This window comes from Pseudomonadota bacterium, assembly GCA_010028905.1.
Classification (GTDB): domain Bacteria; phylum Vulcanimicrobiota; class Xenobia; order RGZZ01; family RGZZ01; genus RGZZ01.
Genome location: RGZZ01000018.1, coordinates 21,676 through 27,749 on the forward strand (window position 1 = coordinate 21,676; position 6,074 = coordinate 27,749).

At 63.8% G+C, this 6,074-nt stretch carries 8 protein-coding genes; all 8 read left to right on the forward strand.

Translation table 11 applies throughout. The annotated features are described in order from the left end of the window. The first annotated feature begins 22 nt into the window (after positions 1-22). Entirely contained in the window at positions 23-136 is a 114-nt protein-coding gene (locus EB084_02835) for a 50S ribosomal protein L36 (GenBank protein ID NDD27188.1), read from the forward strand. A gap of 15 nt (positions 137-151) precedes the next feature. Then, positions 152-523 (forward strand): 30S ribosomal protein S13, encoded by a 372-nt coding sequence (locus EB084_02840; GenBank protein ID NDD27189.1) that lies wholly within the window; start codon positions 152-154, stop codon positions 521-523. 97 nt (positions 524-620) lie between these two features. After that, positions 621-1,010, forward strand: a complete 390-nt coding sequence (locus tag EB084_02845) for a 30S ribosomal protein S11 (GenBank protein ID NDD27190.1) — start codon at positions 621-623, stop codon at positions 1,008-1,010. 129 nt (positions 1,011-1,139) lie between these two features. Next, on the forward strand, positions 1,140-1,817 hold the full coding sequence (locus tag EB084_02850) for a 30S ribosomal protein S4 (GenBank protein NDD27191.1): 678 nt from the start codon (positions 1,140-1,142) through the stop codon (positions 1,815-1,817). 124 nt (positions 1,818-1,941) lie between these two features. Beyond that, a complete protein-coding gene (locus tag EB084_02855; GenBank protein NDD27192.1) occupies positions 1,942-2,871 on the forward strand; it encodes a DNA-directed RNA polymerase subunit alpha in 930 nt (309 codons plus the stop codon). Between the two features lie 2 nt (positions 2,872-2,873). Next, positions 2,874-3,341: a 50S ribosomal protein L17 gene (locus tag EB084_02860; GenBank protein NDD27193.1), complete on the forward strand. Its 468-nt coding sequence runs from the start codon at positions 2,874-2,876 to the stop codon at positions 3,339-3,341. Continuing rightward, on the forward strand, positions 3,220-5,193 hold the full coding sequence (locus EB084_02865) for an ATP-binding cassette domain-containing protein (GenBank protein ID NDD27194.1): 1,974 nt from the start codon (positions 3,220-3,222) through the stop codon (positions 5,191-5,193). The genes EB084_02860 and EB084_02865 overlap by 122 nt, the downstream gene beginning before the upstream one ends. A 25-nt stretch (positions 5,194-5,218) precedes the next feature. After that, positions 5,219-6,074, forward strand: an 856-nt coding sequence (locus tag EB084_02870; protein NDD27195.1) for a Stp1/IreP family PP2C-type Ser/Thr phosphatase, incomplete at its 3' end; no start/stop codon positions are given.

The window sequence follows — 6,074 nt, forward strand, 5'->3', positions numbered from 1 at the left end:
CGAGATTGAAGGGAAGTCTGGCATGAAGGTCAAGCCGTCTGTCAAACCGCGTTGCGAGAAGTGCAAGATCATCCTGCGCAAGGGCAAGGTCCGGGTGATCTGCGAGAATCCCAATCACAAGCAGATTCAGGGTTAAAGGAGGAGCGGAAAGATGGCTCGTATCGCCGGCGTAGATCTGCCCCGCGAGAAGCGCGTCGAAATCGCGCTCACGTACATCTTTGGCATCGGGCGCAAGACGTCCAATGACATCCTGGAGAACACGAAGGTCAGTCCAGCAACGCGCGTGCGCGATCTGACTGAAGACGAAGTCGTTCGCCTTCGTGACGAGATCGAGAAGAATCACAAGGTGGAGGGTGACCTGCGTCGCGAGATCGCGCAGAACATCAAGCGCCTGGTGGAGATCAACTGCTACCGCGGCATTCGTCATCGCCGCGGCCTGCCGGTGCGCGGCCAGCGAACGCGCACCAACGCGCGCACCCGCAAGGGACCGAAGCGCACGGTGGGCGCGAAGCGGAAGAAGTAGGCGCGGCAATTCCCAGGGCAGGAGGCGCGGGTGCGCAGCCTGATTCGGCGGTGACGTTGAACCGCCTCTCCCCAACGATTCAAAGAGGAGTATCGAGATGGCTCGCAAGGTCGGCCGTGGTAAGAAGAAAGAGCTCAAGAACGTCCCGCGCGGCGTTGCCCACATCCAGTCGACGTTCAACAACACGTTGGTGACGATCAGCGATACCAATGGCAACACCCTCGCGTGGGGCAGCGCCGGCGGCATGGGCTTCAAGGGCTCGCGCAAGAGCACCCCGTTCGCGGCGCAGATCGCTGCTGAGGCAGTGGCACGCAAGGCCATGGAGCAGGGCATGCGCTCGGTCGAGGTCTACGTGAAGGGCCCGGGGGCAGGCCGTGAGGCTGCCATCCGCTCCCTGCAGGCAGCGGGTCTCGAGATCAACCTCATCAAGGACTGCACGCCGATTCCCCACAACGGCTGCCGCCCTCCGAAGCGCCGGCGGGTCTAGCACCTTCGTCCAGCGCGGTATCGCGGGCCTGGCGGCTGTCGCCAAAAGGCCGACGTTACTTCACCATCGCGCCGCAGGGCGCACGAGCATTCAATTCAGAACCGACCAATAACGAGGAGGAAAGGGCAAGTGGCCAGATACACAGGGCCCGTGTGCCGAATCTGCCGCCGCGAGGGCGAGAAGCTGTTTCTCAAGGGTGATCGATGCGTGGCCATCTCGGCCACGGGCAATCGGCCGAAGTGCGCAGTGGAGCGTCGCGGATATGCACCGGGCCAGCACGGCCAGGGGCGCAAGAAGGTTTCGCAGTACGGCATCCAGCTGCGTCAGAAGCAGCGTCTGCGCAAGATCTACGGCATCGGGGAGCGTCAGTTCCACAACTACTTCGTGAAGGCGGAGCGCCAGAAGGGCGTTCTGGGTGAGAACTTCCTTCGCATCCTCGAGCGTCGCCTTGACAACATCGTCTACCGTCTCGGCTTTGCGTCCTCGCGAACCCAGGCGCGTCAGATGGTGAGCCACGGCCACTTCCGCGTGAACGGCCGCCGCGTGAACATCCCGTCCTATCTCGTTCGCATCGGCGACGAGATCGAGATGAAGATGAAGGAGCGCGCGGAGGACAAGAACCAGGAGCGCTACAAGGCCTTCGTGGCGGGCGTTACCGGTCGTCTCGAATCCAAGGGCCGAAGCGTTCCGCAGTGGCTCGAGGTCGACGCCGCCGCGTTCCGCGGTCGCGTGGTCGCACTGCCTGCCCGTGAGGAGATCCAGATCCCGGTCAACGAGCAGCTGGTGGTCGAGTTCTACTCACGCTGATCCTGTTCGCAGTCACAGGCGCGACGGCGGCTCGTGCGTCGGCAGAAGACGCACGAGCGCCGCTCAGTACCGGTGTGTGGGCGAGCGTTCCCACACCAGGCCGAAGGAGAAATTCACGTTGCAACTGACAGATCTCATCGATCCCCGAATCGAATATCTCGGCGACAACAAGTTCGTCATCGAGCCTCTCGAGAGAGGCTTCGGAACCACGCTCGGCAACTCGCTTCGCCGCGTGCTGCTGTCGTCGCTTCCCGGCGCGGCCGTGACGCATGTGAAGATCGAGAACGTGTTGCACGAGTTCTCCACGCTTGCCCATGTGCTCGAAGACACCACCGAGATCGTTCTCAACATCAAGAAGCTTCGCTTCAAGCTGAACACCGACCGCCGCAAGGTTCTTCGCCTCGAGGCCCAGGGCGAGGGCAAGGTGACGGCTGCCGACATCCTTCCTGACTCAGAGGTTGAGGTCCTCAACCCTGAGCTGCACATCGCCGAGCTCACCGACCGCACTGCGCGCCTGGTGATGGACCTGTACATCGAGCGCGGCGTCGGCTACGTGCCGGCGGAGAAGCAGATGAGCCAGGAGCAGGTCATCGGTCTCATCCCCGTTGACTCCCTCTTCTCGCCCATCAACAAGGTGCACTACGTGGTGGAAGACACCCGCGTGCTGCAGAAGACCGACTATGACAAGCTCATCCTCGAGGTGAACACCGACGGTTCGATTCTCGCCTATGAGGCGGTGAGTACTGCGGCGCGCATCCTCCAGGAGCGCCTTGACCTGTTTGCCAACCTTCAGCGTCCCGAGGAGACCGAGGCGGCTCCCGAGGAGGCGCGCGAGGCGTCCATCCACGACATGCCCGTGGAGAACCTGGGCCTCTCTGTGCGCTCCCTGAACTGCCTCAAGCGCGCCGGTGTTCGCACCGTGGGCGATCTCGTTCAGTACAACGAAGACGACGTGATGAAGTTGAAGAACTTCGGCCAGAAGTCCCTCGATGAGATCAAGGACAAGCTCGTCGAGTACGGGCTCGGTCTGCGTCCGTCCAACTCGGAGGAATAGTCATGAGACATCGTGTTCAATCTCGCACCCTCGGCCGTCAGACCGGCCATCGGCTCAGCATGCTCCGCAACCTTGCGACGGCACTGCTCGAGCACAAGCGCATCCAGACCACTGAGATTCGCGCCAAGGAGCTTTCGCGCTACGTAGAGACCATCATCGAGCGTGCGAAGAAGGCCCAGCGGTTCGCCGGTGACAAGGAGCGAGCGGGTGAGGTGCTGGCGCACAAGCGTGCCATCTTTGCCGTCGTGCGCTCGCGCCGCGACCCGGAGAACCGCTTCGGCACCCGTAAGGGACACAGCCGTTCCGCTTCTCGTGATCGCAGCGTGACCAACCAGCTCTTCTCGCAGATTGCCACGCGCTATCTGCCGGAGCCGGGCAAGGAAGAGCGAAAGGGTGGCTACACCCGTATCACGCGCCTCGGAAATCGCAAGGGAGACGGCGCCCTCATGGTGCTCGTCGAGCTCGTCTGAGCCCAGAGGTTTCCCACGTCCTGGGGGAGAGAGCCTGGAGCGCAGCACCGGGCTCTCTTTTCATTCTCGCGCGCAGAGGATTGCCGTGACGGGAATCGAGCTGGTGGGTGTCTCGTGCACCATCGAGGGGACGCCGGGACGTGCGGTAGAGGCCCTCCGGGACGTCTCCTTGAAGATCGCCCCGGGTGAGTACGTGGCGCTCATGGGGGCCAATGGCAGCGGCAAGAGCACGCTCGCGCGCCACATGAATGGCCTGCTGCTTCCAACCCGAGGAAGTGTCACGGTAGACGGCCTCGACACGCGCCATGCGGACGCCCTCTACGAGGTGCGTCAACGCGTTGGACTGGTCTTCCAGAACCCTGACCATCAGATGGTGGCACCCGTCGTCGAGGAAGAGGTCGCCTTCGGTCCGGAGAACCTCGGACTTCCGCCCGAAGAGATCCGCGCGCGCATCGATGAAGCGCTCCACGCTGTCGAGATGACGTCATTTCGTCATCGTGAGATCGGTTGCCTGAGCGGGGGTCAGAAGCAGCGCATCGCCATCGCCTCTGTGCTGGCCATGCAGCCGCGCTATCTCATTCTCGACGAGCCCACCGCGATGCTCGATCCACGCGGTCGAGCCGACCTGCTGGGGGTGCTTCGTCGTCTTCACGACGAGGCTGGCATCGGTGTCGTGCTCGTGACCCACGATCTCGATGAGGCCGCTCAGGCTGGGCGGGTGGTGGTGCTTGTCTCAGGAAGGATTGCGTCAGACACGTCGTTCGCTGACCTTGCGGGGGATCCGGAGCGGGTGGCGCAGCTGGGGCTGCCCTTTCCTCGCATGGCGCAGGTTCTTGCCGCGTTCGAGCGCGCGGGATTTGCACTGCCACGCCCCCTGCCGATGGACGTCGAGCAGGCCGCGGACGCTGTGGCTGCGGCCGGCGGAGACGCGCACCGCTCGCCCGTGTCTGCGTCGATGCCCGCGCACGCATCCATCGCGTCTGACAGCGATCGCTCACTCGTCGTCGAGGTGCAGAACGTGTCGTACACCTACAACCGCGGCACGCCCTTCGAGTCTCCCGCGTTGCATCGCGTGTCGTTCACGCTTCGTGGAGGGGAGCGCGTGGCGGTGATCGGGGGCACGGGGTCTGGGAAATCGACCTTGATGCAGCACCTGAACGGCATTCTCCGCGCAGACAGCGGTCGGGTCGTGGTGCTCGGAAGAGATGTCTCCGAGCCGCGTGCCGAGCTGTGGGAGGTTCGGCGGCACATCGGACTCGTGTTTCAGTTCCCCGAGCATCAGCTGTTTGGAGAGACCGTCACGGCAGACGTGCAGTACGGTCCTTCCAACCTCGGATGTTCGCCCGAGGAGAGTGCGGTCCGCGCCGCACAGGCGCTCGAGCTCGTGGGGCTTTCCCCTGAAGCCTACGGGGCGCGAAGCCCGCTCGCGCTGAGTGGCGGAGAGATGCGAAGGGTCGCGCTGGCCGGTGTGCTGGCGATGGAGCCGGACGTACTCGTGCTCGATGAGCCTCTGGCAGGTCTCGATGTCGAGGGACAGGCCCGTCTCTTCAGTGTGCTCGAGATGCTTCGCTGTCGCGGCGTGGCGATTGTCGTCGTCACCCACGACATCGAGTCGATCGGCGCCATGGCCGACCGCATCGTGGTCCTGAGCGAAGGAGATGTGGTCTTCGACGGACCGCTCGAGCGGGCGTTCCAGCGAGGATCACCGGCGGTCGCGCTCGGCACCCCTACCTGTGCACGGCTAGCCGCGGCACTCGCAGCGCGCGGCCTGGCCGTTGATCCATCAGTGGTTCATCCGGAGCGCCTCGCGCAGGAAGTGTCAGACCTCTTGATGAAGCAACGCCAGCGATGAAGCGAACGCCCGCTCAGGTCTCGCCATGACCCTGACCACGCTCAGTGTGGGCACGCTCACGCACATCGGCCAGGTCAGGTCGCGCAACGAAGACTTCATGGGGCTTCGCGCCTCTACAGAGGAGAGCGCCCCCTCGCTTTTTGTGGTCGCCGATGGCATGGGTGGGCATTCGGCGGGCGACGTGGCGAGCAAGCTGGCTGTAGAGACCACGATCTCGCAGTTCTTCGACGCCACCGTACCCGAGGACGCCGAGCGACTGCGTCTTGCCGTTGTGTCAGCCAACCGTCGCATCTTCGACACCGCGCAGGCGAACGCCGAGTGCTTCCGGATGGGCACGACCCTGGTCAGTGCGGCGGTTCGTGGGGCACAGGCCGAGATCGCAAATGTGGGCGACAGCCGTCTCTACATGGTGCGCAGCGGGGTGATCCACCAGGTCACGCGCGATCACTCCTGGGTCGCGCTGCAGATCGAGCTGGGCGAGATCACCCCGGAAGAGGCACAGCACTCCATCAATCGGAGCGTTCTCCTGCGCTGCCTTGGCGAGAAGGCCAATGTGCTGGTCGATATGGTGCGTGTCTCCCTTCGAGTGGGCGACGTCATGATACTCTGCACCGACGGGCTTCACGGCCTCGTGACCCCGGATGAGATCCGCGATGCGGTGCTCTCTGCAGATCCCCAGCCCGCGTGCGATGCGCTTGTGGCGCTTGCAAATTCACGCGGGGGCAATGACAACATCACGGTTCAGATCATTCGCGTCGATGCGTGTCCGGCGCCGCCAGAGAATGCAGGAGACGACCTGGTGGTCGAGCGCCTGACCCATTCCGATCTGCTCGACGACTCAGACGCAGACGAGATCCCGGTTCCGGCCGTTCCGCCATCGC